A 237-nucleotide genomic window follows, 5' to 3' on the forward strand; every position below is an offset into this window, starting at 1 on the left:
GATCGATACGTCGGCGCTGCAGCCAAAGGCAACATCGCTGATCGACCAGGGCATCAACCTGAATTCTTCGGCCGCCGACATCCCGTTGGAAGTGGACGATGGCACTGGCGTGATGGTGCCGAACCTGCCGTTCGATCCTTCCGATCAGACGACTTACACCAAGTCTTTCCCGACCAAGGTGTACGACAGCCAGGGTAACGAGCACACCATGGAGCAGTTCTATCGCAAGACTGGCAC

1 protein-coding gene is annotated in these 237 nt (G+C 57.4%); it reads left to right on the forward strand.

What is annotated here, in order from left to right:
* Positions 1 to 237: flagellar basal body FlgE domain-containing protein (locus FQ668_RS28230; protein ID WP_306109852.1), on the forward strand; the 237-nt coding region annotated here is incomplete at both ends.

Source organism: Pseudomonas sp. Kh14, assembly GCF_900291005.1.
Taxonomy (GTDB): Bacteria; Pseudomonadota; Gammaproteobacteria; order Pseudomonadales; family Pseudomonadaceae; genus Aquipseudomonas; species Aquipseudomonas alloputida.